This window comes from Rhodomicrobium lacus (genome assembly GCF_003992725.1).
GTDB classification, from domain to species: Bacteria; Pseudomonadota; Alphaproteobacteria; order Rhizobiales; family Rhodomicrobiaceae; genus Rhodomicrobium; species Rhodomicrobium lacus.
The window spans coordinates 158,869-185,058 of record NZ_RZNF01000004.1 but is presented as its reverse complement, the minus strand read 5'-3'; the positions used below and the strand labels follow the sequence as shown (position 1 = coordinate 185,058).

The following is a 26,190-nucleotide window of genomic DNA, read 5'->3' as shown; positions in this document are numbered from 1 at the left end:
GCAACGCATCCGGTTAAAAGGAGGCCCACAGACCCGCTGTTTCAGCTCGATGCCGGACGGAAAGCCGGTTCGCGCTTTTCTCGGAGCTGCTCCAGCCGGCCCCCGCCTGCAATGCGTTTCCCGCGAGTGCCTATCTCGCTTGCGAAACGCCCGCATTGGCGGCGGCTAGCCTCGCCGCGCTCCTGCGCAGCGCGACCTGAATCGCGGGGCCCTTGAATACATGTGCTTCGTAAAGCGCCTCGATCTGAAGACCGTGCTCGAAATCCTCGCCCGTGATCGCAGACGGCGATGTCATGAGAAGCTTCACGTTCTGGAAGACGGGCGGCTGCGCGGTCTCGCCCTTCAGAATGTCGTAGGCGAGCGACTTCTCGGACAGAAGGGTGTCGGAGGGAAGCGGCTCGAAGACAATGTCGTCTTCCTGCTCCTCGCCTTCCTCGGCAATCTCCGGCAGTTCCTCGGGATCGCGGGCGAGGCTGTCAGGCTTCGCGAGCGTTTGCGGGAGGCGCATGATCGATGGATGCAGACGCTCGGCGTCTTTCGGCGCGGCCTTCTCCACCTTCGCAGGAGCGGCCGGGGCTGCTTCAGGCATCGAAAGACTTGCACGGCGAAGCAGCGGCGCATCGGTTGGCACGAGGCTCGCGAGCATGGTGCCGGACGCGCGCTTATGCGTGATGACCCAGGGCAGTTCCTTGCCGCTTTCCTTCCATTGCGCGAGATAGAAACGCGAATCCTGCGGCGTCAGCGGGCGGCCATCGGCGGGGACATGCTGAGAGCGGCCGCCCGGAAAGATCACCGCGAGTTCCGGGCGCGTGATGCGCGGCCAGTGGCGGACATTGCCGGTGTCGACATGCACGAAGGGAAGGCCGGATTCGGGGTAGTATCCGACGCCGCCGCGCTCCTTCACCAGCGCCGAATAGCGAAGCTGTTTCAGCGGCACGTCGGGGAACATGAGGTCGGCGGCTTGCCCAGTGATGTGGCGGCTGTTGCGTGCCTGTCCGCCGCGCGTCTGGCGCAGAAGCTCGTTCGTGCCGGATGAGCGATAGCCGCAAATGAGGTGGATCGGTTCTTTCGAGCCGAGTTCGTTATGCAACTCCCACATGAGATCGATCAGGCGCGGATCCATCTTGATGGTCATGTTCCGGCGCCAGTCGCGCATGAAGTAGTTGAGCTTTTCGAGAGCTTCAGGGATGTAGCGCCCATCCTTCTTGAAGGTGATCTTGATCGTGTCCTTCGTATGGATGTTGTACATCGAGATCGTGCGTTCCTCGGCGGAAACTCCCGTCGCAAGGAAGCTGAACGCAACGCATAACGAAACCATCGCAGCCGTCAACAGGCTGCGTACGCCGCCAAACGCAACAACTTTCACCAGTTGAACCCCTGTTTCGCGCCCATGAGCGCTGGTGTTCTCTACTCGACTGCGGTGCCGCCGGGTTGATGTCAGCAAAAGCACACGCCTTAGTAGATAAGCCCCATTTGGTAAACAAAGCGTTACGAATGAAATGAGAGAAAAAGAAGGCGCGGCGCGAACTCGTTATGACATTTGCGCATCGCTCAAGCTAAATGATTGGTGTCGCGATGAATTTCCACATATGTGGAAAAGAAGCCGAACAACACGCCCTTGCGGTTAGCACAACGGAAACCTGAACAAACCCTTAAGGCGATCCGGCGCGGGAGGCGCGACGCTCTCTTTCCGGTGACGAAAGCGCCGATGACGGTTGACCCGTCCGCTCAAATGGCCAAATGGAAAGGGAAAGGGTCACGAAAGGACGGCGCATGTTTTCGACTTTGCGGGCGATGGAAACGCAACCGGTGGGCGCTCTGGAGGCAGATCGCGGATTTCTCGAAGTCGCGCCGCAGAAGGCCGAGGAAATCCCCGGCTGGAACCTCGGCGATCTCTATCCGGATGAGGCGAAACTGGCATCCGACATCGAGACCGCCAAGACCCGCGCCGGAGAATTCAAGGCGGCCTACGCAGGCAAACTCGCCGATCTCGCGCAACGCGACCCGGCGGCCCTCGCGGGCGCGCTCGCTGCTTATGAAAGCCTCTCCGACCTCATGGGCCGCATCGGCTCCTATTCCTACCTGAACTACGTCACCGACACGGGCGACGCCACACGCGCCAAGCTTTTCGGCGATGTGCGCGACAAGCTCACGGTGATCGGCACGGAGCTTCTGTTCTTCGAACTGGAGTTGAACCGCATCGACGACGCGGTGATCGACCGGGCGCTCGCAAACGAAAAGCTCGGCCATTATCGCCCGTGGCTCACCGACCTGCGCAAGGAGCGTCCCTATCAGCTCGCCGACGATATCGAGCGGCTCTTCCACGAAAAGGCGATGACCGGCCCCGCCGCCTGGAGCCGCCTTTTCAACGAGACGCTGACCGCGCTCCGCTTCGACGTGGACGGCGAGACGCTGACGCTCGAACCCGCGCTGAATCTTCTCTCGGACGCCAACCCCGAGCGCCGCGCGGCCGCCGCGCAGTCGATCGGCAAGGTGCTGAAGGAGAACGTGCGGCTGTTCACGCTCGTCATGAACACGCTCGCGAAGGACAAGGAAATCTCCGACCGCTGGCGTGGCTTCCCGGATGTCGCCTCCTCGCGCCACCTCGCGAACCGCGTCGAGCCGGAAGTGGTTGACGCGCTCGTCGCGGCCGTGCGCGCGAGCTATCCGCGCCTGTCGCACCGCTATTATGCGCTCAAGGCGAAGTGGCTCGGCGTGGATACGCTGAATTACTGGGACCGCAACGCCCCCATCACCCGCGACCCGGAACCGGTCATCGCCTGGAAAGACGCGCATTCGACCGTTATCGCCGCCTATCGCCGCTTCTCGCCGAAGATGGCCGAGGTGGCAGACGGCTTCTTCAGGAAGAACTGGATCGATGCACCGGTGCGCGACGGAAAGTCTCCCGGCGCGTTCTCGCATCCGACGGTGCCTTCGGCGCATCCCTACATCATGATGAATTATCTCGGCAAACCGCGCGATGTGATGACGCTCGCGCATGAGCTTGGCCATGGTGTGCATCAGGTGCTGGCGAATGCGCAAGGCGCGCTCATGGCCTACACGCCGCTGACGCTCGCGGAGACGGCCAGCGTGTTCGGCGAGATGCTGACCTTCAAGGCGCTCCTGAACCAGACGGAGAATCCGCGCGAGAAGCGCGCGCTCCTCGCCCAGAAGGTGGAGGACAAGATCAACACCGTCGTGCGCCAGATCGCGTTCTACCAGTTCGAGCTGCTCGTGCATGAGGCGCGGCGGCAGGGCGAACTGACGTCCGATCAGCTCGGCGCGTTCTGGCTTCAGGTGCAGAGCGAGAGCCTTGGGCCTGCGATCCTGATGAACGAAGGTTATGACACCTATTGGACCTACGTTTCGCACTTCGTGCATTCACCGTTCTACGTCTACGCCTACGCGTTCGGCGATTGCCTCGTGAACTCGCTTTACGCGGCCTACGAGCGCGCGCCTGAAGGCTTCGAGGGCCGCTATCTCGACATGCTGCGCGCGGGCGGCACGAAGCACCATACCGAGCTTCTCGCGCCGTTCGGCCTCGACGCGACGGACCCCGGCTTCTGGTCGATGGGCCTGTCGGTGATCGAGGACATGATCTCCGAGCTTGAGACGCTGGAGGAAGGCCCGCACATCTAGACGCGGCATCACCGCAAGAACGAAGGCGGCTCTGGTCTTTTTGTCAGGCCGCCCTATCTGCCTTCAGGGAGCGACAGAAGCGGCGATGCAGGACAAGCCCGACACATCGAAAGAGGCGGCGACGCTGCCGAAGCTCGACACGACGCTGCCGGGCGGCGACGACCGCGAGGGCAACCGGCTCACCCAGCGCGTGCAGCGTTATGCGCGCGTGGGCGCCAATGTCGGCGGCGTGGCGGCGAGGCTCGGCGCGGCGTATCTCACAGGCGGCGCGGACCGGCAGAAGAACGCGCAATCGCTCGCGGCGGCACTCGGCGGCCTCAAGGGGCCGCTGATGAAGGTGGCGCAGCTTCTTTCGACCGTGCCCGACGCGATCCCGCCGGAATACGCGGCCGAACTCGCGCAGCTTCAGAACCAGGCGCCGCCGATGGGCTGGCCGTTCGTCCGCCGCCGCATGAGCGCGGAACTCGGCCCCGACTGGCAGGCGAAATTCGCCGAATTCGGCCACGAGGCCGCCGCCGCCGCCTCGCTCGGGCAAGTGCACAAGGCGCGCGCGCTCGACGGCCGTCCGCTCGCGGTGAAGCTTCAGTATCCCGAGATGCAATCCGCCGTCGAAGCCGACCTGAACCAGCTTCAGATCGTGATGGGGCTTTACAAGCGCATGGACGCGGCCATCGACCCGACCGAGATGGTGGGAGAGATCGGCGAGCGGCTCCGCGAGGAACTCGACTACACGCTCGAAGCGCGGCACATGGCGCTCTACGCGCATATGTTCGCGGGCGACGAGCGCATCCGCGTGCCCGAGCTTCTGCCGGACCTCTCGACGAAGCGGCTTCTCACCATGACGTGGCTCGACGGCCGCAAGCTCCTCGACTACAAGACGCGCCCGCTCGAAGAGCGCAACACCATCGCGCGCGCGCTTTTCCGCGCCTGGTGGTATCCGTTCAGCCATTTCGCGGTGATCCACGGCGACCCGCATCTCGGCAACTACACGATTTTCGAGGATGGCGACGGCCGCGCGGCAGGCATCAACCTGCTCGACTATGGCTGCATCCGCACCTTCAAGCCGAAATTCGTCGGCGGCGTGATCGACCTTTACAACGGCCTGCGCACGAACGACCGCGCGCTGATCGTGCACGCCTACGAGACGTGGGGCTTCAAGGGGCTGTCGAACGAACTCATCGACATTCTCAATATCTGGGCGGGCTTCATCTACGGCCCGCTGCTCGACGACCGCGTGCGTTCGGTGGCGGAGGGCGTCGCGCCGAACGAATATGGCCGCCGGGAGGTGTTCCGCGTGCATCAGGGCTTGCGCGAGAAGGGGCCGGTGAAGGTGCCGCGCGAGTTCGTGTTCATGGACCGCGCCGCGATCGGGCTTGGCGCGGTGTTCCTGCACCTTCAGACCGAGATGAATTTCTATCGCGCCTTCAACGAGGTGATCGAGGATTTCCGCCGCGACGAAGTCGGCGCGCGGCAGGAGGCGGCGTTCAGGGCGACGGGCGTGCCGCTGCCGGTTTAGGGTTGCGACTGGGCGTGTTCGGAAAGCACTTTGTCGACGGTGCGATACAACAATTCGAGATCACCTGCGAGCCAGTCGACAAAAGGCATCCCGTCGTGAAGCTCAACTCCGGCAAGCTTGAGCAGACATTCGGTCTCGAGCCAGTTCTGTAGGCCGCTAACCTCAAAAAACGCAGGCCACCAAGACCATTCTTTCGGCAAGCCGCCCCTAAAATTTCTCTTTCGAATTTCAGAAATAATTACTTCTCGGATGCTTCCGTCTAATGCATGGGAACCTTCTGTGTTATTTGGGTGATTAGCTGCGCTTGTATTTGGAGCGCAAAAACCCCACCCACCTTGCCGATAATTAGGGAAGTCAAAGCCGATGCCAATATACCATCCTTTTCCCCATTGAGGCGATCTCCACTTAATACTCTGATATTTTTTTGAAAAATCTGTCGGACAATAAAATATACTAGGAAGCCCTTTATCGCAAAGGTTTGATTCTAATTTAGAAACAAATTCGTTTACTATGCGAGATTCGATACTCCCCCGAATGTCTCGCGTCAGCAAAGCAATTTTCAAAGCTCTGTCTTTGGCTGGACCGAATATATAGTCCTCCAGGACTGATTTTTTCATCGTACATTCATCGACCTCCATCCGGTAATTCACGAAATCTTTTGCTTAGCCATTCGGAAAAATCACGCATGAATATCCGCAGCTTGTCGGCGTCCGCAATTTGCGCGCATCGGGTTGCCCAGAGTTTGAGTGAGGGGCCTTCGTCATGCCTATTGTAACGCATGTCGACAAAACGACGTTCACCTTGGCCGTCGTCTTTCAACCAAGCGTAGAGCTTCAGCGTCGAAGGCAATCCGGCATGGCCGCAGAGATAAATGAGATAGAAATTGTTTTCACTTCGAAGGTCGAGTTCTGTCGCGTAGTCGTCGAGTTGCTCGCTTTCCTCGGCGGAAAAGGGCTTGTTCTCGATCCCGATGTATCGGTCGCCGGGTAGTTTAATCACTAGGTCGATCCTGCGCTCCGCCTGCGTCCTGAATTCAGGAATAACAGACACGTTCGATAGATCGCCCGCCCAACCCCTGATCGCCGGGGCTTGCTCGTTGCATTGATCAAGAAACGCTTCGAGGAACCGTGCGCCTTGTCCGTGGCTGCCGTTCGGGTCGAGGAGGTTGCGGAGGATATACGAGATGTCGATTTCGTAATTCAGTCGAAACACATCGAAGAGATTGAAATTCGCGCCGATCTTTTCAGACAACTGACGGTCAACATCCTCCGCAGATTTGACAAGAAACGACGCGGTGTCGAAATAATATCGAATATCATGGTCGAAAGAACGGTCAGACACGGACGAACTCCGTTGTTCAATCAATAGCTACGTTCAAGCCCATAAGTTAAAATTGTATCGATGGCTTGGCAAACAAAAAAAGCCCCGGGGCATGCCGGGGCTTTTCGTTTTCGTATGTCGTTCAGCCTCAGCCAGCGGGCTGTTCCGCCGGAGCGGCGGCGGCAACTTCCTTGCCGGTTGTCTGGTCGATGCCCTTCATCGTGAGGCGGACCTTGCCGCGCTCGTCGAAGCCGAGGCACTTCACGTAGACTTCCTGGCCGTCCTTGACGACTTCGGACGCATGCTTCAGGCGGCGTTCGGCCATCTGCGAGATGTGCACGAGGCCGTCGCGCGAACCGAAGAAGTTCACGAACGCGCCGAACTCCACGATCTTCACGACCTTGCCCTTGTAGATCGCGCCGACTTCCGGCTCGGACGCGATGGACTTGATGCGGTTGATCGCGTCCTGAATCGAGCTGAGGTTCGCGGCTGCGATCTTCACGGTGCCGTCGTCGGAGATGTCGATCTTGGCGCCGGATTCTTCCACGATGGAGCGGATGACCGAGCCGCCCGAACCGATCACTTCGCGGATCTTGTCGGTCGGGATGGTGATCGTCTCGATGCGCGGGGCGAATTCGCCAAGCTCGCCGCGAGCGCTGCCGAGCGCCTTCGCCATCTCCCCGAGGATGTGCAGGCGGCCTTCATTGGCCTGCTCCAGTGCGGTCTTCATGATCTCGGTCGTGATGCCCGTGATCTTGATATCCATCTGGAGCGCGGTCACGCCATTCGCGGAACCGGCCACCTTGAAGTCCATGTCGCCGAGGTGGTCTTCATCGCCGATGATGTCGGAGAGAACGGCCACGCCGTCGGCTTCCTTGATGAGGCCCATCGCGATGCCCGCGACCGGCGCCTTGATCGGCACGCCCGCGTCCATCAGCGACAGCGACGCGCCGCACACGCTCGCCATGGAAGACGAGCCGTTCGACTCGGTGATCTCGGACACGACGCGCACCGTGTAGGGGAACTTGTCGCTTTCCGGCATCATCGGGTGCACCGCGCGCCAGGCGAGCTTGCCGTGGCCGATTTCGCGGCGGCCGGGCGAACCCATGCGGCCCGTCTCGCCGACCGAATAGGGCGGGAAGTTGTAATGCAGCAGGAAGGATTCCTTGTAGGTGCCTTCCAGCGAGTCGATCCACTGCTCGTCCTCGCCGGTGCCGAGCGTGGCGACAACGAGCGCCTGCGTCTCGCCGCGCGTGAACAGCGCCGAGCCGTGGGTGCGCGGGATCACGCCGACCTGGCTCAGGATCGGACGGACGGTCCTGAGGTCGCGGCCGTCGATGCGCTTGCCGGTTTTCAGGATGTTCGAGCGAACGACGTGCTTCTCGATTTCCTTGAAGGCTTCGGCGATCTTGTTCTTTTCGGCGGCGGTCGTTTCCTCGGTCACGAGTTCGGCGATGGCCTTTGCCTTCGCTTCGGCGACCTTGGTCTGACGTTCCTGCTTCGCCGCGATCTGGAAGGCCTTCTTCAGGTCCTTCTCGACGAGCTTCTTCACTTTCGACTCGAACTCGTTCTTCGCCTCGGGGACCGTCCACGGGTCTTTCGCCGCCTGTTCGGCGAGGCCGATGATGGCGTCGATGACCGGCTTATAGCCCTGCTGGCCGAAGACCACCGCGCCGAGCATGATTTCTTCGGAGAGTTCCTTGGCCTCGGATTCGACCATCAGCACGGCGTCGCTCGTGCCGGCGACGACGAGGTCGAGGTCGCTCGCCTTGATCTGGTCGGATGTCGGGTTGAGGATATACTCGCCCTTCGAATAGCCGACGCGGGAAGCGCCGATCGGGCCGAGGAAGGGGAGGCCGGAAATCGTCAGCGCGGCCGAAGCGGCGACCATGGCGAGGATATCGGGATCGTTCTCCATGTCATGGCTGAGCACGGTGACGATGACCTGCGTCTCGTTCTTGAAGCCGTTCGCGAAAAGCGGACGGATCGGGCGGTCGATGAGTCGGGAAACGAGCGTCTCGCGCTCGGTCGGGCGGCCTTCGCGCTTGAAATAGCCGCCGGGAATCTTGCCGGCCGCGTAGGCCTTTTCCTGATAGTTGACGGTGAGGGGGAAGAAATCCTTCGAAGGGTCCGCGTCCTTTTCGCCGACCACGGTTGCGAGCACGCTCGTCTCGCCATAATGCGCGAGAACCGCGCCATCGGCCTGCCGTGCAATGCGCCCCGTTTCGAGCGTCAGCTTGCGGCCGCCCCATTCCACTTCTTCGCGGAAGATATCGAACATCTTTATTCTTTTCCAACAGCTCAAGCCGGAGGCCCTTCCCCCGGCTCATATTCATTTGCGTCATTTGTTTCTGCGCGAGGCCACACTTACCGCAGATTTGGCCCGGCTCCTAGCGGAGAAATGTGCATCGCTTCCGGTTGCGCGGGGCTTTCGGCTCACGGAAACGTTCGTTGACCGGAAAAGACGCCGACGTGACCCTCCGCGAAACTAGAAGCTTATTGGAGGAAACGGAAGCCGCCTGTGCCGGCGACGGGATCTCGATCATGCCGTCTGGCGTGCTGAACAGATTGCCCGCTTTGCGGCTCTGTTTCCGAACAACGCGCGGCCGGTTCAGCCGTTGAACGGGCGCAAGCTTTTTATCGAAGCGACTTAAGCGGCCCTTCCTTCAAACGAAAAATGCCGGAACGGCGGGCCGCTCCGGCATTCCAATTCAGCGTTCGGCGAAGGATGCCTAGCGGCGGATGCCGAGGCGGCCGATGATGTCGCGATAGCGCGCTTCGTCCTTGCCCTTCACATAGTCGAGCAACCGGCGGCGCTGGCTGACGAGCTTCAGAAGCCCGCGGCGCGAGTGGTTGTCCTTCTTGTGGGTCTTGAAGTGCTCGGTGAGGTTCGAAATCCGCTCGGAAAGAACGGCGATCTGAACTTCCGGCGAACCGGTGTCGCCCGGCTTCGTGGCGTATTCGGTGATCAGCGCGGATTTGCGCTCTGCGGTAATCGACATCGGTTATCTCCGTTTGTTTTTGTGTGCCTGAAAAGGCTTATGCGGGGATGTTGAAAACCCGGATCGGATGCATTTCGCCGCGCTCTACTTCGCCAATGGCGATGAGAACCCCGCGAGAGGTCGCAAAGATCGGGCCTTTCAGGATTGGTGCGGTCGCCCCTCTTATGAGGATGGACTGCCCCCGCTTCAGCCTGGCCGCATCGTCTCCGTTCACGGCGAGCGCCGGGATGCCGTCCAGCGCCGTCTCGACAGGAGCGATCGTGCCCAGAAGAGCACCGAAGCCATCCGCACTATTGCTCAGGTTTTCGAGCGTTTCCAGCGAAATCGCATTCTCTTCATGGAATGGCCCGACGCTCGTGCGCCGCAGCGCCGCGATGTGGCCGAAACAGCCGAGCGCGCGGCCAAGATCGCGCGCGATGGAGCGCACGTAGGTGCCCTTGCCGCAATCGCAGTAAAGGCGCGTGAGGTCCGGCGAGACCGTCTCCTCGATTTCAAGCTCGTAGACGGAGATCTGTCGCGGCTGCAACTCGACCACTTCGCCGTCGCGCGCGAGGTCGTAGGCGCGTTCGCCGTCGACCTTGATCGCGGAATAGCAGGGCGGCGTCTGCATGATGTCGCCGATGAATTGCGGGAGCGCGGCCTGCACCTGCTCCACGGTCGGACGCGCGTCGCTCGTGCGGACAGGCTTGCCCTCGGCGTCGTCGGTGTCGGTCTCGATGCCCCAGCGGATGGTGAAGTCGTAGGACTTCTCGCAATCGACCACATGGGCAACCGTCTTCGTCGCTTCGCCGAATGCGATGGGCAGCACACCGGTCGCCAGCGGGTCGAGCGTGCCGGCATGGCCGACCTTCTTCGGGTGGAACAGGCGTTTGAGGCGCGAGAGCGCCTGATTGGATGTCAGCCCCTGCGGCTTGTCGAGAATAAGCCAGCCATTGATTTCGTTGCCCTTGTTGCGGCGCGCCATCGCTTTGTCGCTTCTCTTGAAGTTTTATTTGAGATCGCGGGCGACGTCAGGAGAGCGCAGCAGTTCGTCGATGCGCTCCGCCGCATCGAGTGCGTGATCGGCCCGAAATACAAGCTCCGGGACATATTTCAACTCGATGCGCCTTGCAAGCTCGCCACGCAAAAAACGCGCATGACGGTTGAGCGCCTTGGCGATGACATCGCCCGGCTTGCCGCCGAGCGCGCTGGTGAAAACGGTGGCGTGCTTGAGGTCGGGGCTCACCCGCACCTCGGCGACGGTGATGATCTGGCCCTGAAGCTCCGCATCCTCGATGTCTTCGAGCCGGAAAATCTCGGCCAGCGCATGGCGCAGCAGTTCGCCCGCGCGGAGCTGGCGCTGCGACGGGCCTTTCGAATCGTGTGTCGGTTTCATGATGAGCGTCTCCGAAACCATGGAAGTTAGCGGAGTTTCGGCTGGAAACAAGCCGCGGCACGCAGGATGCCTCCTTTTCGACTCCGCGCGGAACGCCGGTCTTTCGCGACGCGGATTGCGTGGACGATTTGGTAAAAAAGGCGAAAAATAATTCTATATGCAAGGTTGACCAGTGCTATAAATAAAATGATATTTCAAGTCGAGGGTCGCCCGGCCAGGCGACGGGCACCCTTTCCGACTGGTGGGAATGAGGTCGTTCAGAGGGCGCAATGACAATAGAGAATTCAGGGCCATTCGCGGTTAACAGGCGTCACCTCCTGGGGCTGGCAGCTGCCACGCTCGTCGCGCCCGCCCTTTCCGCGGCGGGCTCCGGCGTCGCGCGCGGTGAAGCGAAGGCCGGGACGGGACTTGCAGAGGCTTCGAAAAATGCTTTCATCTACGGTCTGCCGCTCATCGAAAGCGCCCGCGCTCGCGCCCGCGCGCTGTCGCAATCGCCGGTCAACACGCTGACGCACAAACGTGTTCTGAGCGACTATAACGACCGTTTCATCACCACGCCGAACAACGACACGCTTTATTCGGTCGCGTGGCTCGATCTCAAGAACGGTCCGGCCAAACTGACGATCCCGCAGACGGGAAGCCGCTACGTTTCAGTTGCTCTGCTGGACTTCTATACCAACAATTTCGCCATCCTCGGCACGCAGTCGACCGGGCGCGACGGCGGTACCTTCACGATTGTCGGGCCGGAAGCGGCAACGGATGATCCGCGCGCTATCCGTGCGCCCACGCGCTGGGTGTGGCTGCTCGTTCGCCTGCTTGTGGATGGCCCGGACGATCTCGCCGCTGCGCACGCCGTGCAGGACGGCTTCAGCCTCGAAGCTCCGGTCGCGAAGGGCAGCACAACGCCCGCGGTCGCGCGGAATGCGGGTTGGAACGAGTATTTCTCAGCCGTGCAGGCGTTGCTGAGCGACAATGCACCGCCTGCGACGGACGATGCCATCCTGCGAACCATCGCCCCACTCGGCCTTTCTCCGAAAGGCGGGTTCGATCCGGGACGCTTCTCGCAAGCTCAGGTCGATGAAATCAAGTCCGGCATCTTCGCCGCTTCCGTCGAACTTACGAACACGCGGGATATCGGCCGCATCGCGCAGGGTTGGCGCTATCCGCGCTACGACCTCGGAGATTACCACCAAGCCTATCTTTATCGGGCGCAGGTGGCGGTTGCGGGGCTTGCCGCCTTGCCCCCGCGCGAGGCGATCTATCTTCAGCCGCGCCTGACGCCGGAGCAGGCCGAACTCGCACCGGGCAAATCGCTGCTGCTGCGTTTTCCGGCGGGGCAGCTTCCGCCGGTCGGGGCCTTCTGGTCGCTCAGCATCTACGAAGCGACGCCAGACAACCAGTTCTTCTTCTTCAAGAACCCGATCGATCGTTATTCCATCGGCGACCGCACCAAGGGCCTCGTCAAGGGCGCGGACGGCTCGCTCGACATCTGGATTTCGCGCGACAAGCCGAGCGATCCGGCGAAGCTCGCCAACTGGTTGCCCGCGCCGGAAACGGGACCGTTCTCGCTGTTCCTGCGCGGCTACCTGCCGGCGCCCGCGTTGCTTTCCGGCGCCTATCTCGTGCCCGCGCTACAACTCGTGTAAAGCGACCGTCCCCGGTTCAGGCCGGACATACGCATTGCAAATCCGCCGTGGAGCGAGAGGGAAGGGCGATCAGCGCCTTCCTGAGCAGATCGGCTGTTCATCATTTCAACGCTGCGTGGGGTCGGCCACAACGCCGCCCACGACAGGCCCGCTCGCGCCTGTCGTCTTCGGAAAACTCGCGGGAAGGCCCTTCAGGCGGCGCACGGCGAGGAAGGCGAAGGCCTGCGCTTCCATGAAGTTTGTGCTGAACCCGGCCTGGTCGGCGGTCTGGACGAGGGGCGACGGATCGCCTGCGCCCAGCACCCGGCGCAGCCCCGCCATGATGTACGGGTTATGCGCGCCGCCGCCGCAGATGATCCAGGTCTTCGCGCGCTCGGGAAGGAAATGCTGCGAGGCGGCAATGCAGGCGACCGTGAACGCCGTAAGCGTAGCCGCGCCGTCGGCGGGCGAAAGCCCCTCAACCTTTGTGAGCTTGAAGGAAAGCCGGTCGAGCGATTTCGGCACCGGCTTCGTGAGAAACGGGTCTTGCAGCAGCCTTTGCAGCACGTCGCCGTTTACCCTTCCAGACAGAGCGAGTTTCGCATCCTCGTCATAGGGCTTGCCGGTATGGCGGAGCGTCCAGTCGTCGATGAGGCAGTTTCCCGGCCCCGCGTCGAAGGCGATCATGTCCTCTTCGCCGCCTTCGGGAATATAGCTGATGTTGGATATGCCGCCGATGTTCACGAAGACGGCGGGTAGCGGCAGCCCCGCCCTGAGTGCGAGCGCGCGGTGATAGATCGGCACGAACGGCGCGCCCTGGCCGCCCTGTTCGACGTCAGCCGCGCGAAAATCGTAAACCACCGGAATGCCGAGCGATTCGGCCATGCCGCGGCCGTCGCCGATCTGGATCGTCAGGCCCTTTTCGGGCTTGTGCACCACGGTCTGGCCGTGGAAGCCGATGACGTCTATCTCGCCGAGGTTCAGCCCGCGAAGGGATGCGAACGCCTTCACGCAGGCGATATGCTTCTGCGTGACCATGGTTTCGGCGACGGACAGCACGCCGCTGCGGTCGTTTCGGTCGGCGATCCCGACCGCCGAGGCGAGTGCTTCGCGCAGAAGCTGGCCTTCCACCGTGTCGTAGGAGAAGTCCTTGCCCGGTCCGAACGCCTCGATGGTCTCGCCGTCCGTTTCGATCAGCGCGACATCGACGCCGTCGAGCGAGGTGCCGCTCATGAGCCCGATCGCCTTCATTTCCCACCGCCCCGCTCTTCCACGCTCAATGCGAATGTTGACGCCAAATGCGAATGCCTTACATGGTTCTCGCTTGGTAGCACGCCTGAAAAGCGCCTGTCGAGGCGGGCCGGGCGCGAAGGAGGAGACCATGGCCGCATCAGCAACCCATACGGACTTCGTGGAGATCCTGAAGGAGCGCGGCTATCTTCATCAGGTTTCCGACGAGGATGGGCTGAGGAAGCGCGCAGCGGAAGGACGCATCACCGCCTATATCGGCTTCGACTGCACCGCGCCGAGCCTTCATGTCGGCCATCTCATCTCGATCATGATGCTGCGTATTCTGCAGAAGAGCGGCCATCGCCCCATCGTGCTGCTTGGCGGCGGAACGACCAAGGTCGGCGATCCGTCCGGCAAGGACGAGCAGCGCAAGATCCTCTCGCAGGCCGACATCGACTTCAACAAGGCGAGCCTCAAGACCGTTTACGAGCGCTTCCTCACCTTCGGCGACGGCCCCGCCGACGCCATCATGGCCGACAACGACGAGTGGCTCTCCAGCCTGCGCTACATCGAGTTCCTGCGCGACTACGGGCGGCACTTCACCATCAACCGCATGCTCACCTTCGATTCGGTGAAGCTCCGGCTCGACCGCGAGCAGCCGCTGACGTTCCTCGAATTCAACTACATGCTGCTGCAGGCTTACGACTTCCTCGAATTGTCGCGCCGCTACCGCTGCGTGCTTCAGATGGGCGGGTCGGATCAGTGGGGCAACATCGTCAACGGCATGGAGCTTGGCCGCCGCGTGGACGGGCGCGAGCTGTTCGCGCTGACGACGCCGCTTCTTACCACGTCGTCGGGCGCCAAGATGGGCAAGTCGACCGGTGGCGCGGTCTGGCTCAACGCCGATCTGCTGAGCCCCTACGAGTACTGGCAATACTGGCGGAACACCGAAGACGGCGATGTGGGCCGCTTCCTGAAGCTGTTCACCGAAATGCCGCTCGATGAGATCGCTCGGCTTGAGGCGCTGCAAGGCGCGGAAATCAACGACGCGAAAAAGATCCTCGCAACCGAGGTGACGGCACTGCTCCACGGCCGCGAGGCGGCGGAGGCGGCCGCCGACACGGCGCGGCGCGCGTTCGAGGAAGGCGCTGCGGCGGAAGGGCTTCCGACGGTGGAAATTTCGCGCGGCGACCTCTACGACGGCGTCGGCATCCTCAATGCTGCGGTGAAGGCCGGGCTCGTGACGTCCACCAGCGAGGCGCGGCGGCAGATCAAGGGCGGCGCGCTGAAGGTGAACGATGCCGCCGTGACGGACGACCGCACGAGCCTTTCGCTTGCCGATCTCGATGGAGATGGCGTCATCAAGCTGTCGCTCGGCAAGAAGCGCCACGTGCTGCTGAAACCCGCGCTGTAGGCAGCCTCGGCGGTCCGCTGTCCTCGCCGGCGTCCGAGTGGCTGCGCTTGAACGAGCGCGGCGCCTGGCTCACGTGTCGTGAGCAAAACCCGGAGCGATGAGACGCGCTCGCGGGGTACTCGTTACGTTGAAAAGAGCTTTTGGCGTTTCATCACGACGCGTTACGCCGCGCAAATGTTGCGCGATCCTCGGCGTCGCCGAATGTTTACCGCACCTTCGCGGCCGGGCGGTCCTGCGTCTGGGCCTGGGGCGGCTGCTGGGGCTGTTGCGCGGGCGCGTTTTCAAACTCGAAGATCTGGCGCAGGAAGCCGGGCGCGAGCACCGACACCGGGTTCACGATCACGTCCGGGTTCGACGTCCGCCCCTGCACCGCGAAGGTGATACCGAAAACGCCCTCGTTCTCTCGTCCCTTGAGGAGGTCGCCGAGCACCGGCACGACGCCCAGCACGGCATTGAAGCCGTAGAGCGGAACGTAGGTGCCCGATAGCGCTAGCGTTTCGCGCGCGAAGTCGATGCGTCCGCGGATTGTCGCCCCGATTACGGGGCCGTTGATGGCCGCGTCGTGGAGCTGGAACTGGCTCTGCGCGATGGAGAAGGGCACCACCATCCGGTCGAACTGAAAGGCGTCGCCTGCGTAAGCATGCTGCTGCCTCGCGTCCGGCTTGTAGCGCGCGCCCTCCTTTTCGGCCTGCGAAACCACGCGCCCCACCACCTGGTCGCCGACCACGGCGAAGCGGCGCACTTCGAGCGTGCCGCTCTTGTCCGCGCCGCCGCTGCCGTCGAGGTTCATGCGGAGGCTCATCGTGCCGCCGCGCATCGCGCCGTAGAAGCCGACGAGTCTGAATGCGGAACCGGCGTCTGTCGCATCCGAAGACAGAATTCGAGCGTCGCGGGCTCGCTGGTCCACATGCACCGCGACCGGCGACTCGCCGTTGATCCTGCCCGCCGCCTCGATATAGGTGAATTTTCCACCCCGGCGCCTCGCGTCGACGATGATCGATTTGATGCTGGTGTCGTAATAGCCGAACACGGTCTCGATTTCGACGTTGAGGTCGAGGCCGGGCTCGTCCTTCAGCGGCGCCGGCTCCTTGTCGGCGATCTTGCCGGCGCTGAGCAGCGTCTTGAAGAATTGCCGCCCGTCGAACGACGCGCCCTTGGCCTGCACCTTCAGGATATTTTGGGATGTAAGTTCGCCCGCGATGGAAAGATGGGTGAGCGCGTTGGTGGAAAATTCGGGGAAGCTGAACGATGCGAGCCGGTGCTTGTCGTTCATGACGGCGCGCCCGTTGATGGCGATGCCGTCGCCGGTCATCGAGAAATTGTCGAACAGCATCGAGTTGTCATTGCGCCGGACGACATCGCAAGCGAGGGTCGCCTTCTGGCCGGGCGGCTTGCGCCAGCCGATGGCCGTGAGAAACAGGTCGGCGTTGGTGAGGTTCGCCTCCATCATGACCCTCGGCGGCCCGTCCCGCTGCATCGCGATGGCGAGAGCCACCGGAAGATCGCCCTTCACCATGTGATTGACGTTCAGGCCAAGCTCGTCGCGGGCCTTCTCGTTGAGGATGGATGCAAGGCGAAGCGTCGGCTGTTTCTCTGGCGGGGCGTCGAAGATGCGCTGCCAGACGAGCGTGACGGGCACGCCATTCACGCGGATGTCGCCGTTGGCGCCAATGGCCTTTTCCGAGATGTCGAAATTGACATTGCCGCCGTTCAAGGACACACCGCCCGGAATCGGACCCGAGCGGATGTCCGAGACACGGCTTTTCCCGGTGATGGACATCTGTTCGAATTTGAGATTCATCAGGAGCGGGAATTTCACCTCGAACGAGGCGTGCATCTGACCGTTCACGAGCGATGGCTTGAACCCGACGGCCTTGACGTAGCCGAGCGGCGGCTGGTCGAGGAGTTCGAGCACCGCCGCGACCTCGCCGCCGCCCTTGAAGCGGATGTCGGCGTCGGGAAATTCTGGACGCAGATCGTCGATGAGGAGCTGGCCGTCCGTGAACGCGACGATTTTGCCGCTCGGCAGTTCGATGCGCGCTTCGCCCGGAATATCGTAGACGAACCGGCGGCCCAGAATGCGCAGTTGCGAATCCTGGGTTTCGATGGGGGGCAGCCCCTTCACATGATATATTTTTGCGCCGGATAGCCCCATGCGCATTGAAACCGCGCTCTCCGGGATGTCCCCGCCGTCGTCGAGCGCGGCGATCTGGTCGGCCGACAGGTTCACGGCGACGGTGCCGCCCGTGACCTGCGCGACGGGTAGATTTGTGCCAGCCCACTCGCGCGCGCCGTTCGCGACGAAAACAGGCCAGATAGCTTTCAGGAAGGAGAAGGGCATCGGCGATATGTCGCCTACAAGCGATATCGCGCCGCCTGATCTGACACGCGAAGCCTGCCCCGAAAACGCCAGACGCGACGAGCGGCTGCCGAGTTCAAAGCGGTCCAGCGCGACCGAGTCCGTTTCCTCGTCATACGCGCCTTCGATCCGGAATACATCGAGCGCGACCGGGGCCACCGCGTATTGCGGGGCGGAAAGCTGCGTGCCCCGGCCGTCGAAACCGGCGCGCCACAGGGACCTACCCGTTGCCGGATCGGTTTCTCGTGCGACACGGCCTGAGAGGGTGAGCAGGCTTTCCTCCCAGCGCAGTTCCATCGGGCGGACGACGATCGCCTGGCTTGCCTTGTCGTAGGACACGCGCAAGGTGCCTCCATCGACGACGGCCGGATGTTTCTGGTCGAACGGCGCGAAGAAACGACCCGCACCGAGCCGGATTTCGGCATCGCCGCCCGTGAGCCTTCCATCATATCCGATGTCGAAATGGGCTTCCCCGCTGACGGGAAGCTCGACGAGCTTCAACGCATCGATGGACGGCCAGCTATCCCAGATTGTCTTCGGCACCACGTCCTGAACAGAGGCGGTCACCCTGTAAAGTTTCTCGGTCGGGCGATTTTCGGCGGTAAACGACGCGTGCCACACCGCGCTGTTTCGTTCCAGCGTCAACCGGCCTCCAACGATACTCTTGCCGCCGCGTTCGTCGAGGTTGAGTTGGAAATCGGCAACCCGCCACGTCGATACGTTGTTTTCATTGGCGAAATACACCACCGCGTCCTGAAGGCCGATGCTTTTCAACGCCTGAGAGGCGGCTCCTCGCTTTCCGATGGCGGCAAACAGACGGCGAAGAATGGGCGCCGGATCGAAGCCGAGTGCGGCAGGCTCATTGAGATGCAATCCCTGCCGGGCAAGCTGATGCACGCCGGCAACCTCCGGTGATTGCGGCGTCGCTTCGGTGGTTTGCCACGCATCGCCGAGGCCGGCCTGACTCGCGCCCCAGCCCTGGCTCGGTGCGGGTGTCGTCGGCTCGGGCGTCAGCGTCAGACCTTTGCCGGGCACGTTGAAAATCAGGATCTTGGGGCCCAGCAGCTTTATCTTGGACGGCGCCAGCGCGAGCTTGAAAAGCGAAGTTTCACTCAGATCGACCGAGGCGAGGGGAGCCTTGGCTATTTCCTGATTGTTCTCGTCGACGACGCTGACGTCGGCGAGGCGGAATTCGAGACCCCAGCTTGAAGACAGCCGCAGGATTGCGCCGCCTACACGCAGCGAGTAGCCGTCGAACTGCGCATTGAGCCTATCCTGCACGGCGGGAACGAGAAAGGCGAACGAGATCGGCCCGGTCAGAAGCCTCGCGTAAAGCGCGCCGACCGCGAGAGAAAACACAACCGCGAGCACGGCCGACAAGCGCCATCCCACACGGAAGGAATGCCGCGACGCTGTTTTGACGTGGCCCGGTATGGCGTCGGCGAGCACCTTTCCGCTTTTCGAGAGACGAGAAAGCTGGACCTGTGCTTTGGAAGGAGAAGGTTTCGCCAAATTGCGACCATGCCTTTCGGGAACCAGTTCTCGGTGCGGGCTTTTCGATGAAAAACGGTCATCCATCGCGCTTCGACTGGATCATGCGAGAGGCCTTAGCCACACGCATGCCCGCTTCTCCCCCGTTAGCGTAGAACGCGAGCCTTGCCTCGCGCGTACCGTGCCTGATCCCGGCGTGTCCGACGAAAGCCGACGTTGCGGCGGGACTTTTCTTTCTGGCAATTCGCCTCTATAGACCGGAAAAAGAGACGAAAGGAAGGCCCACCCATGCTTGAGAATGGTGATTTGGCTCCCGATTTCGCGCTGCCCGATGCCGAAGGCAAGATCGTCACGCTAAGCGGCCTGAAGACTCCCTTCAAGATTGTCTATTTCTACCCGAAGGATAACACGAGCGGCTGCACAACCGAGGCGCGGAGCTTCTCCGACCTGAAGGATACGTTTGCCGCTGCGGGCGCGGAGATCATAGGCATCTCGCCCGATAGCGTAAAAAGCCATGCGAATTTTCGCGACAAGCAAGGGCTTCGCGTCACGCTTCTGTCGGATCCGGACAAGGCTGCGATCGAGGCTTTCGGCGTATGGGTCGAGAAGAAAATGTACGGGCGTGCGTATATGGGCGTCGAACGTGCCACATTTCTGATCGGCCCGGACGGGAAAATTCTGAAAAGCTGGGGAAAGGTCAAGGTGCCGGGGCACGCCGAGGCTGTGCTGGATGCCGTGCGGGAAGCTGCGGGCAAGCATTAACAGGCGCGCTGCAAAAACTGAATCGACAGCGCCGGGTAATTTATTCGAATTGCAAGTTTAAAAGCGGCCAGTCAACCAGGCGCGCGCCTGAAAGGCAGGGGTCTGATTGAGAACATGCAACACTGTGGACCAAATGTGCGCGGCAGTACATGAGCGCCCGAAAAGGCACGATTTTGCCGCGAAGTCGGTGCCGTGTTCACCGAAGCCACGATCGGCGTTGAAATGGCGAAGATGCCGCTCTAAAAGGTTAAGCGTCCGCCGCGCATCGCCTCGGAGTCGCGTTGATGTTCAGTAAAAAGCCAGAGACCGATATGAGCAATTTCGATTCGCAAAAGCCGATAACGAAAACAACGAGCAAAGCTATTGGCGGTCAACCCGTGCAGGGATTGGCTCCGCTCGGAAGCCCGGCTCCCCAGGTTTCCGCCGGTCAGCCCGTTTATGCACCCAAGCCGCCGATCTTCAGGGGACCAGACCGCATGGCACCATCCATCATCGGAGAAGATCTGACCGTCACGGGCAATGTGCTCTCGCGTGGCGAGGTTCAGGTCGATGGCCAGATTCAGGGCGACGTTCATTGCTCGTCGCTGATCGTCGGCGAAAAGGCGCAAATTACCGGCGGCATCGTGGCGGAAGATGTGATCGTGCGCGGTCGCGTCATGGGCTCCGTGCGCGGCAACCGCGTGACGCTGCAGGCTTCGAGCCACGTCGAGGGCGATGTTTTCCACAAGTCGCTCGCCATCGAGCAGGGCGCGTTCTTCGAAGGCAAATCGCGCCGCTCGGAAGATCCGATTGCGACGGCTCCGCGCCTCGAAGGCATGAATTCGCCATCTTCGCAAGCCGCCGAGTAATCGGTCCGTTATTTCTCTGGCGATTTCTGGCGCGTGGGCTAGTCCCCCGCGCCCTTTGGCAATTGATGGCCGGCAGCTTGACGGTTCGACGCTTGAGCGTTTTCGCATTTCTCCGAAACGCGACCGCCTGGCCTCCGTCAACGACCTTCCGGGAATCGGCGTCTCGCACCCCCTCTTCGTATCGACGCAATTCCGGGGAGGAAAACCGGTTTCCGCTTTTCTGTGACTGCTTTATTGGGCTTCGGGCCTGGGGATGCCGGTTTCCGCGTCCCCCCTCGAAACGAAGGTGAACCCGGTTCCATAGGCGGTAACAGCGGCGCTGCCCTGAACCATGAACGGGTTCGAGATGCGCACGGCGAGCACCCCGTCATAGCCTTTCGCCGCAGCTTTCTCTTTGAGAAGCTCCAACGCGTCGGTGGTTGCGCGGTCGAGCAGCCGCTCGTACCGGAGCATTTTGCCGCCTACTGCGTTGGTGACCGCCTCGCGCGCGTCGCGCAACAGGTTCGCGGCGAGGACGATGCTCGCGTGCAGCAGTTCGCCTTCCTTGACGCGTTCCCCGGCAAGAGTTTCAACCGTATAAATCTGCATGTGGTCCCCCTTGCGTGCTCGGTTCTAAGCATCGTGCGGTAAATCGGACGCGGCACGACGCTCCGAGACTTGATTGTCGTTTAGATCTTCTGCGCTAAATCGGCTCCGATTTGGTGCAGGCGGATCTGAACGCGAAAGCGCTCTGCTGGTGGCGTGAGCGAGACAGTGCGAACAAGCTTCCAGCCTGACAGGCGTCGCCACACCGGATAAATCGGCACGCCAAGATCCTTGCATCGCGACATTCGCTCAAAATCATCAGCGCGTGCGCGACTTTCCCTGCTCCCTGATTACGATCTGCTGCGGACGCCCGAAGAGCAAACGGCGCAACCAGGACAGCACGACAAGAATGAGGAAGAAACCGACGAGCACCGCAAGCCAGTAGCGCTCCCAGAACACACGAAATGCGACGTTGCCGCCGCTGACGAGAGCTGCGTCCTTGAGGATGCGTCCATATCCGAAAAGGCTGGGAGCCTCCTGCAGCATCATTTCCAGCGCAGCAAGCTGGTCGCGGCTTCCGAGGATCCCCTCGCGAATCCCCTCGGCGGTGAGGTCGCGCATGACGGATGGGTCGTCGGTGACGGCTCGCAGGAGCCGCTTTGCGGCGGATGGTTCCAGGTTGCGCTCATAATCCGCGAAAGCCGCAAGTTGTCGGTCGTTGAGGCGGCGCGCGAATTCCCGCACCTGATCGCCGGGGAGGCTCAGGATGAAGTCGCGGGCCTCGGGCGACAGATTGGCGATGCGCCCGACGGCGATCCGGTCGTTGATCGCGAGAATCTTCTGGAGTGTCTCGGTGGTCAGTCCCTCGACCGGCAGCCAGCGATAGACGCCGAGTTCAACCACGCGCGGAAGTTCGCGCCCGGCGACCTGTGTCCAGCGCAGCGCCTTGTCGATGGATTTCTGCTCTTCCGCGATCACAAGGGCCGCATCGGAGAGGTCGAGCAAGGCGCGATTGAGCGAACCGTTGGCTACGCGCGCCAGCACGGCTGCTTCGCCGCCTTCGGTTCCGCTTACGATGTCGACGATCTGGCCGAGGCGTCCGATCTGGTCGAGCCGCCTGTTCTTGAGGAAATCGGCGAACGCGGGCGATTTTTCGCTGAGCGCGAGCAGGCGATTGTACTTCTGGCGGAAATCGAGCCAAACCGTATAGATGCGCTCCGCCGTCTCGTCGGCGATGACTTCCACCTGCTGGCCGATGTCGGTCTGGATCGACTTGCCGATTTCTTCCTTGATGAGAAGTTTCGTTTCGTCGGACTTCATGCGTTCCGCGATGATCGGAAACACCCCGTCGCCCGCGTCGTAAATATCCTTCGCGATGAGCGCGAGACCCGCCAGCCCCGCGACCGAAGACACGATCCGGCTCGCCACCATCCCTGCGACGCGCGTGCCGACGCTTTGCACGATTTTTCCGATCACGCGCCGTGTCACGATCAGCACGAGACCGGAAATCGAGCCGGCGTTCGTCGCGACGAGGTCTCCCGTCTCGATCTTCGCGGGCGATTGGTCGGCGGCGGCGGCGTCGAGATTGCGCTGGCTCTCCTGTGCGAAGACCTGCGCGACAGCGCCGCCATAGCGCGATTGAAGCGCGGTCTGCACACAGGCGATGATCGGGTTCGAGATCCGCGACGTCGCTTTCTCGATGCGCGACGCGGCTTCTTTCGCCACCCCCGTCGCCAGTTCGTTGATCGCGTCGCGGAAGGCTTGCGAGGTGTAGGCGCGCTCGGCGACGGCCGTTGCGTAAAGCGTGGCGCGGGACTGGCTGATCGTGGAATACGCGCGGTCGGCCCAGCTCGAGTCGGCGCGGACCGCCTCGACGGCGGCGTCGATCTCGCGGTCTATACGCGCGTTGACATCCGCCTTGGCCCAGTACTGATTGACGAGCGTCATGTAATCGATCGCCGTCAATTCCGTCTTGAGGCTGGTTGTGGCCAGTTCGCGGATACGGTCGCGCACTTCGGTGTCGGTGAGGTTGCGGCACTCGTCGATTGTGACGATACGCGGGGTCTGCGCGAAAGCGACCGGCGACGCGGGGATCGGCAGCCCCAGCGCCAAGGCCCAAATCATGGTCCAGGCGACGAGTTTACGCATGAAAACCCCGGACGAGAGAAACGATCACGCACGCCATGCCGTACACCTGTGTCGGGAGAGAGCCAGACGGTAACATAACGATTACAGTCAGAATGAAAAGCGCGTCGAAGCTTGGCAACCTGTCTGTCGGCGCAATCGCGTTCGATGATCTCTGGAGCGCGCTCCAGCCGTTTTTCGGGCAAAAAGCCAGCTTCATCGAGCCTCAGGCGGCAGCCTCCATCATCAACCGCTCCCATACCGGGCGGAAGCTTTTTCTGTGATGCGGCGTAACGCCATGCTCCTTGAGCGCCGATGCGTGATCTTGGGTGCCGTAACCCTTGTTTCGCTCCCAGCGGTAGGGCGGGAATGCGCAGGCGAGTTCCGTCATCATCCGGTCTCGCGTCACCTTGGCGATGATCGAAGCAGCCGCTATGGAGATCGAGAGCGCATCGCCCGAGACGAGCGCCTCGACGGGAATGTCGAGCTTAGGGCAGCGATTGCCGTCGATGAGTGCCGCGCCCGGCGCTATCGCCAGCGCTGCGATTGCGTCGCACATGGCGCGATGGGTGGCGTGGTAGATGTTGATATCGTCGATCAGTTCGACCGGCGCGATGCCGATTCCCACATGCGCCGCAGCGAAAATCTTCGCAAACAGCGCTTCGCGCTCCGCGGGAACGAGCTTCTTCGAGTCGTTGATGCCCGCCGGAGGCTTGCCGTGAAAGATCACGGCGGCGGCGACGACAGGACCGGCCCAAGGTCCGCGACCTGCTTCGTCGACACCGGCGACGAGCCCTCCATATTTTCGCTGGAGTGCGAGATCCGGGCGGCGCGTGGGCTTTTGTGTCGTGCGAGGCGGCATTGGCTGTTCATGAACTGCCACGCTTGCGCAATCAAGCGTCCAGACCGCGATACGCACGTTTTTTGCCGTCGCTGCGCTTTCCATGACGCCTTTGCCCTCCGTCAGAAAAGGCTGAGCTGAGTGCCCGGCCGTCGAAACAGGTCGCGGCGTAAACTCAGGTCGCGTTTGCGAAGATCGAGGCGGCGCGTTGCAATCTGAAACCGCGTGGCGATCTGTTCCGCGTAGTGGCCGGTTCCACTGTGCCGCTCGCCGAAGCGCGAAACGTAATCCTTGCCTTCGCGCGTCTGGCGGACGAGGGACATGACGCGGTCGGCGCGATGGGGAAACTCGGAACGCAGCCACTCCTGAAATAGAGGGCTTACTTCGAGCGGCAGGCGAAGGAGCACGTAGCCCGCGTCCGAAGCGCCGGCTTCCGCCGCCACCTTCAGGATGGATTCGAGTTCGTGGTCTGTGAGGGCGGGGATCAAGGGCGCGGCCATGACGGCCACGGGGATTTTCTCCGCCGCGAGTTTGCGGATTGCTTCCAGGCGCCGCTGGGGCGTCGAGGCGCGCGGCTCCATCCGACGCGCGAGGCGATGGTCGAGCGTGGTGATGGAAATGGCGACACGCACCAGAGCGCGCTCCGCAAGACGGGCGAGGATGTCGATGTCGCGAAGCACGAGCGCCGACTTGGTCACGAGCGCAACCGGATGCGAACTGCGCTCCAGCACCTCCAGCACCGCGCGTGTAATTTTCCGCTCGCGTTCCACGGGCTGATAGGCGTCGGTGTTGGCCCCGATCATGATGGTGGCGGGCTCGTAACCGGGCCGGGCGAGTTCCGCTTCCAGAGCCTCGGCGGCATTCACCTTCGCGACGAGCTTCGTTTCGAAATCGAGGCCAGCCGACCAGCCCCAATAGGCATGGGACGGTCGCGCATAACAATAAATGCAGCCATGTTCGCAGCCTCGATAAGGATTGATCGAGCGGTCGAAACCGATATCGGGCGAATTGTTCCGCGCGATGATGGTCTTGACGCGTTCCTCCCGCACTTCCGTCTTGAAATGCGGCAGATCGTCGAGACAATCCCAGCCGTCGTCCAGCGCCTCGCGCCGCTCGGGCTCGAAACGCCCGGTTGCGTTGGAGACCGCTCCGCGCCCGCGCCTGCGCTCTGCGGCGACATGTTCTTCCCCGGTCGCGCATCTCGCTTCCTTCCAGACCATGCTCTGAACCCTAACGCGCAATGAGGAACAAATAAAGAACATTTTTCGCTTTCCACAGCGCTCGCGATCGGTTAACAAAACGGCCATGATCTCGGTTGTCATTCCAACGCTGAACGCGGGGCGCACGCTCCCGGCGACCTTTCTCTCGATCTTCGACGCGGCCGTCGAGGGCATCGTCAGCGAGGTGATCGTCAGTGACGGCGGCTCCACCGATGCAACGCGGCAGATCGCCGAGGAAGCGGGCGCGCGCCTCATCGTGGCCGAACGCGGGCGCGGCCAGCAATTGAGGGCGGGCGCGGATGCGGCGCGCAAGCCGTGGCTTCTTTTTCTCCACGCCGACACGGCGCTGGACGCGGGGTGGACGAACGAGGCGCTCGCTTTCATGAAGCGGGGAAAGGGCGCGGCGGCCTTCAGGTTCCGGCTCGCGGACGAGGGCTTCAATCCGCGTCTCCTGGAGCGCCTCGTCGCGGTGCGCTGCGCGCTGTTCCGGCTTCCTTACGGCGATCAGGGACTTCTCATCTCGCGCGACTTGTACGACGAGGTTGGCGGTTTCGCGCCGATCCCGCTGATGGAGGACGTCGAAATCGTCCGCAAGCTCGGCCGCACGCGGCTTGCCATGCTGAAGACGAACGCGGTCACGAGCGCCGAGAGGTTTCGCGAGCAGGGCTATATCCGCCGGTCGGCGCGAAATTTATGGTGTCTGTCGCTGTACCTGCGCGGCGTGCCGCCGGAGAAGCTGGTGGAACGATACGGGTAGATCAGCGCGCATTTGGATCAGCCTGCGCGATCGGGACCAGATGACGTAGAGACGATCGTGCAGCATCCGTTTCTGGCAATAAGGTCTCAATAAGCTTCGGCCACTGCGGCGCGACGCGGCAGAACGGGGCCGGACAGGTCGG

20 protein-coding genes are annotated in these 26,190 nt (G+C 62.2%); 7 read left to right on the top strand and 13 right to left on the bottom strand.

Annotated elements, in window-relative coordinates:
- Positions 1-130: 130 nt before the first annotated feature.
- Positions 131-1,366 carry a peptidoglycan L,D-endopeptidase MepK gene (gene mepK, locus EK416_RS07105; RefSeq protein WP_245433974.1) on the bottom strand — a complete coding sequence of 412 codons (1,236 nt, stop codon included), beginning with the start codon at positions 1,364-1,366 and terminating at the stop codon, positions 131-133.
- A gap of 407 nt (positions 1,367-1,773) precedes the next feature.
- Here mepK and EK416_RS07100 point away from each other — a divergent pair, with 407 nt between their 5' ends.
- Together EK416_RS07100 and EK416_RS07095 are read left to right on the top strand one after the other, a co-directional pair.
- Complete coding sequence (locus tag EK416_RS07100) at positions 1,774-3,639, top strand: M3 family oligoendopeptidase (protein WP_127076810.1); 1,866 nt, start codon at positions 1,774-1,776, stop codon at positions 3,637-3,639.
- 85 nt (positions 3,640-3,724) lie between these two features.
- The gene (locus EK416_RS07095; protein ID WP_245433972.1) at positions 3,725-5,155 is read left to right on the top strand and encodes an ABC1 kinase family protein; all 1,431 of its coding nucleotides are present in this window, start codon (positions 3,725-3,727) and stop codon (positions 5,153-5,155) included.
- On the opposite strand, the gene EK416_RS07090 is transcribed toward EK416_RS07095, so the two are convergent.
- The 6 genes from EK416_RS07090 to rbfA form a co-directional block, all read right to left on the bottom strand.
- Positions 5,152-5,772 carry a hypothetical protein gene (locus EK416_RS07090; RefSeq protein WP_127076809.1) on the bottom strand — a complete coding sequence of 207 codons (621 nt, stop codon included), beginning with the start codon at positions 5,770-5,772 and terminating at the stop codon, positions 5,152-5,154. The two genes, EK416_RS07095 and EK416_RS07090, sit on opposite strands and share 4 nt — an antisense overlap.
- A 7-nt stretch (positions 5,773-5,779) precedes the next feature.
- A complete protein-coding gene (locus EK416_RS07085) occupies positions 5,780-6,496 on the bottom strand; it encodes a PDDEXK-like family protein (protein ID WP_164729903.1) in 717 nt (238 codons plus the stop codon).
- Between the two features lie 127 nt (positions 6,497-6,623).
- Positions 6,624-8,756: a polyribonucleotide nucleotidyltransferase gene (gene pnp, locus EK416_RS07080; protein WP_127076807.1), complete on the bottom strand. Its 2,133-nt coding sequence runs from the start codon at positions 8,754-8,756 to the stop codon at positions 6,624-6,626.
- Positions 8,757-9,207: 451 nt separating this feature from the next.
- Positions 9,208-9,477, bottom strand: a complete 270-nt coding sequence (rpsO, locus tag EK416_RS07070) for a 30S ribosomal protein S15 (RefSeq protein WP_127076806.1) — start codon at positions 9,475-9,477, stop codon at positions 9,208-9,210.
- Positions 9,478-9,514: 37 nt separating this feature from the next.
- The gene (truB, locus tag EK416_RS07065) at positions 9,515-10,441 is read right to left on the bottom strand and encodes a tRNA pseudouridine(55) synthase TruB (RefSeq protein WP_127076805.1); all 927 of its coding nucleotides are present in this window, start codon (positions 10,439-10,441) and stop codon (positions 9,515-9,517) included.
- Positions 10,442-10,465: 24 nt separating this feature from the next.
- Positions 10,466-10,852, bottom strand: coding sequence for a 30S ribosome-binding factor RbfA (gene rbfA, locus EK416_RS07060; protein WP_127076804.1), 387 nt, complete (start codon positions 10,850-10,852; stop codon positions 10,466-10,468).
- A gap of 269 nt (positions 10,853-11,121) precedes the next feature.
- Here rbfA and EK416_RS07055 point away from each other — a divergent pair, with 269 nt between their 5' ends.
- Positions 11,122-12,498, top strand: coding sequence for a DUF1254 domain-containing protein (locus tag EK416_RS07055; protein WP_127076803.1), 1,377 nt, complete (start codon positions 11,122-11,124; stop codon positions 12,496-12,498).
- Between the two features lie 105 nt (positions 12,499-12,603).
- Here EK416_RS07055 and EK416_RS07050 read toward each other — a convergent pair whose 3' ends face one another.
- Positions 12,604-13,728: an anhydro-N-acetylmuramic acid kinase gene (locus tag EK416_RS07050; protein WP_127076802.1), complete on the bottom strand. Its 1,125-nt coding sequence runs from the start codon at positions 13,726-13,728 to the stop codon at positions 12,604-12,606.
- A gap of 130 nt (positions 13,729-13,858) precedes the next feature.
- On the opposite strand from EK416_RS07050, the gene tyrS reads away from it, so the two are divergent.
- Positions 13,859-15,121 carry a tyrosine--tRNA ligase gene (gene tyrS, locus EK416_RS07045; protein ID WP_127076801.1) on the top strand — a complete coding sequence of 421 codons (1,263 nt, stop codon included), beginning with the start codon at positions 13,859-13,861 and terminating at the stop codon, positions 15,119-15,121.
- Positions 15,122-15,326: 205 nt separating this feature from the next.
- On the opposite strand, the gene EK416_RS07040 is transcribed toward tyrS, so the two are convergent.
- Positions 15,327-18,860 (bottom strand): AsmA-like C-terminal region-containing protein, encoded by a 3,534-nt coding sequence (locus EK416_RS07040; RefSeq protein WP_164729902.1) that lies wholly within the window; start codon positions 18,858-18,860, stop codon positions 15,327-15,329.
- A gap of 399 nt (positions 18,861-19,259) precedes the next feature.
- On the opposite strand from EK416_RS07040, the gene bcp reads away from it, so the two are divergent.
- On the top strand, positions 19,260-19,733 hold the full coding sequence (gene bcp / locus EK416_RS07035) for a thioredoxin-dependent thiol peroxidase (protein WP_127076799.1): 474 nt from the start codon (positions 19,260-19,262) through the stop codon (positions 19,731-19,733).
- A 476-nt stretch (positions 19,734-20,209) separates the two neighbouring features.
- The gene (locus EK416_RS07030; RefSeq protein WP_081449544.1) at positions 20,210-20,581 is read left to right on the top strand and encodes a bactofilin family protein; all 372 of its coding nucleotides are present in this window, start codon (positions 20,210-20,212) and stop codon (positions 20,579-20,581) included.
- A gap of 231 nt (positions 20,582-20,812) precedes the next feature.
- Here EK416_RS07030 and EK416_RS07025 read toward each other — a convergent pair whose 3' ends face one another.
- The 4 genes from EK416_RS07025 to EK416_RS07010 form a co-directional block, all read right to left on the bottom strand.
- The gene (locus EK416_RS07025; RefSeq protein ID WP_127076798.1) at positions 20,813-21,169 is read right to left on the bottom strand and encodes a YbjQ family protein; all 357 of its coding nucleotides are present in this window, start codon (positions 21,167-21,169) and stop codon (positions 20,813-20,815) included.
- A gap of 255 nt (positions 21,170-21,424) precedes the next feature.
- Positions 21,425-23,254: a hypothetical protein gene (locus EK416_RS07020; RefSeq protein ID WP_127076797.1), complete on the bottom strand. Its 1,830-nt coding sequence runs from the start codon at positions 23,252-23,254 to the stop codon at positions 21,425-21,427.
- 202 nt (positions 23,255-23,456) lie between these two features.
- The gene (locus EK416_RS07015; protein ID WP_127076796.1) at positions 23,457-24,176 is read right to left on the bottom strand and encodes a ribonuclease HII; all 720 of its coding nucleotides are present in this window, start codon (positions 24,174-24,176) and stop codon (positions 23,457-23,459) included.
- A 17-nt stretch (positions 24,177-24,193) separates the two neighbouring features.
- Positions 24,194-25,291 carry a PA0069 family radical SAM protein gene (locus EK416_RS07010; protein ID WP_127076795.1) on the bottom strand — a complete coding sequence of 366 codons (1,098 nt, stop codon included), beginning with the start codon at positions 25,289-25,291 and terminating at the stop codon, positions 24,194-24,196.
- 85 nt (positions 25,292-25,376) lie between these two features.
- Between EK416_RS07010 and EK416_RS07005 the strand changes: the two genes are divergently transcribed.
- Positions 25,377-26,048 (top strand): TIGR04283 family arsenosugar biosynthesis glycosyltransferase, encoded by a 672-nt coding sequence (locus tag EK416_RS07005; RefSeq protein ID WP_127076794.1) that lies wholly within the window; start codon positions 25,377-25,379, stop codon positions 26,046-26,048.
- Positions 26,049-26,190: the final 142 nt, after the last annotated feature.

What these genes read in the sequence shown, in the direction of transcription:
- EK416_RS07100 (WP_127076810.1), top strand. Translation starts at nt 1,774, where the DNA reads ATGTTTTCGACTTTGCGGGCGATGGAAACGCAACCGGTGGGCGCTCTG.
- EK416_RS07095 (WP_245433972.1), top strand. Translation starts at nt 3,725, where the DNA reads ATGCAGGACAAGCCCGACACATCGAAAGAGGCGGCGACGCTGCCGAAG.
- EK416_RS07090 (WP_127076809.1), bottom strand. Translation starts at nt 5,772, where the DNA reads ATGAAAAAATCAGTCCTGGAGGACTATATATTCGGTCCAGCCAAAGAC.
- pnp (WP_127076807.1), bottom strand. Translation starts at nt 8,756, where the DNA reads ATGTTCGATATCTTCCGCGAAGAAGTGGAATGGGGCGGCCGCAAGCTG.
- rpsO (WP_127076806.1), bottom strand. Translation starts at nt 9,477, where the DNA reads ATGTCGATTACCGCAGAGCGCAAATCCGCGCTGATCACCGAATACGCC.
- truB (WP_127076805.1), bottom strand. Translation starts at nt 10,441, where the DNA reads ATGGCGCGCCGCAACAAGGGCAACGAAATCAATGGCTGGCTTATTCTC.
- rbfA (WP_127076804.1), bottom strand. Translation starts at nt 10,852, where the DNA reads ATGAAACCGACACACGATTCGAAAGGCCCGTCGCAGCGCCAGCTCCGC.
- EK416_RS07055 (WP_127076803.1), top strand. Translation starts at nt 11,122, where the DNA reads ATGACAATAGAGAATTCAGGGCCATTCGCGGTTAACAGGCGTCACCTC.
- EK416_RS07050 (WP_127076802.1), bottom strand. Translation starts at nt 13,728, where the DNA reads ATGAAGGCGATCGGGCTCATGAGCGGCACCTCGCTCGACGGCGTCGAT.
- tyrS (WP_127076801.1), top strand. Translation starts at nt 13,859, where the DNA reads ATGGCCGCATCAGCAACCCATACGGACTTCGTGGAGATCCTGAAGGAG.
- bcp (WP_127076799.1), top strand. Translation starts at nt 19,260, where the DNA reads ATGCTTGAGAATGGTGATTTGGCTCCCGATTTCGCGCTGCCCGATGCC.
- EK416_RS07030 (WP_081449544.1), top strand. Translation starts at nt 20,210, where the DNA reads ATGGCACCATCCATCATCGGAGAAGATCTGACCGTCACGGGCAATGTG.
- EK416_RS07025 (WP_127076798.1), bottom strand. Translation starts at nt 21,169, where the DNA reads ATGCAGATTTATACGGTTGAAACTCTTGCCGGGGAACGCGTCAAGGAA.
- EK416_RS07020 (WP_127076797.1), bottom strand. Translation starts at nt 23,254, where the DNA reads ATGCGTAAACTCGTCGCCTGGACCATGATTTGGGCCTTGGCGCTGGGG.
- EK416_RS07015 (WP_127076796.1), bottom strand. Translation starts at nt 24,176, where the DNA reads ATGGAAAGCGCAGCGACGGCAAAAAACGTGCGTATCGCGGTCTGGACG.
- EK416_RS07010 (WP_127076795.1), bottom strand. Translation starts at nt 25,291, where the DNA reads ATGGTCTGGAAGGAAGCGAGATGCGCGACCGGGGAAGAACATGTCGCC.
- EK416_RS07005 (WP_127076794.1), top strand. Translation starts at nt 25,377, where the DNA reads ATGATCTCGGTTGTCATTCCAACGCTGAACGCGGGGCGCACGCTCCCG.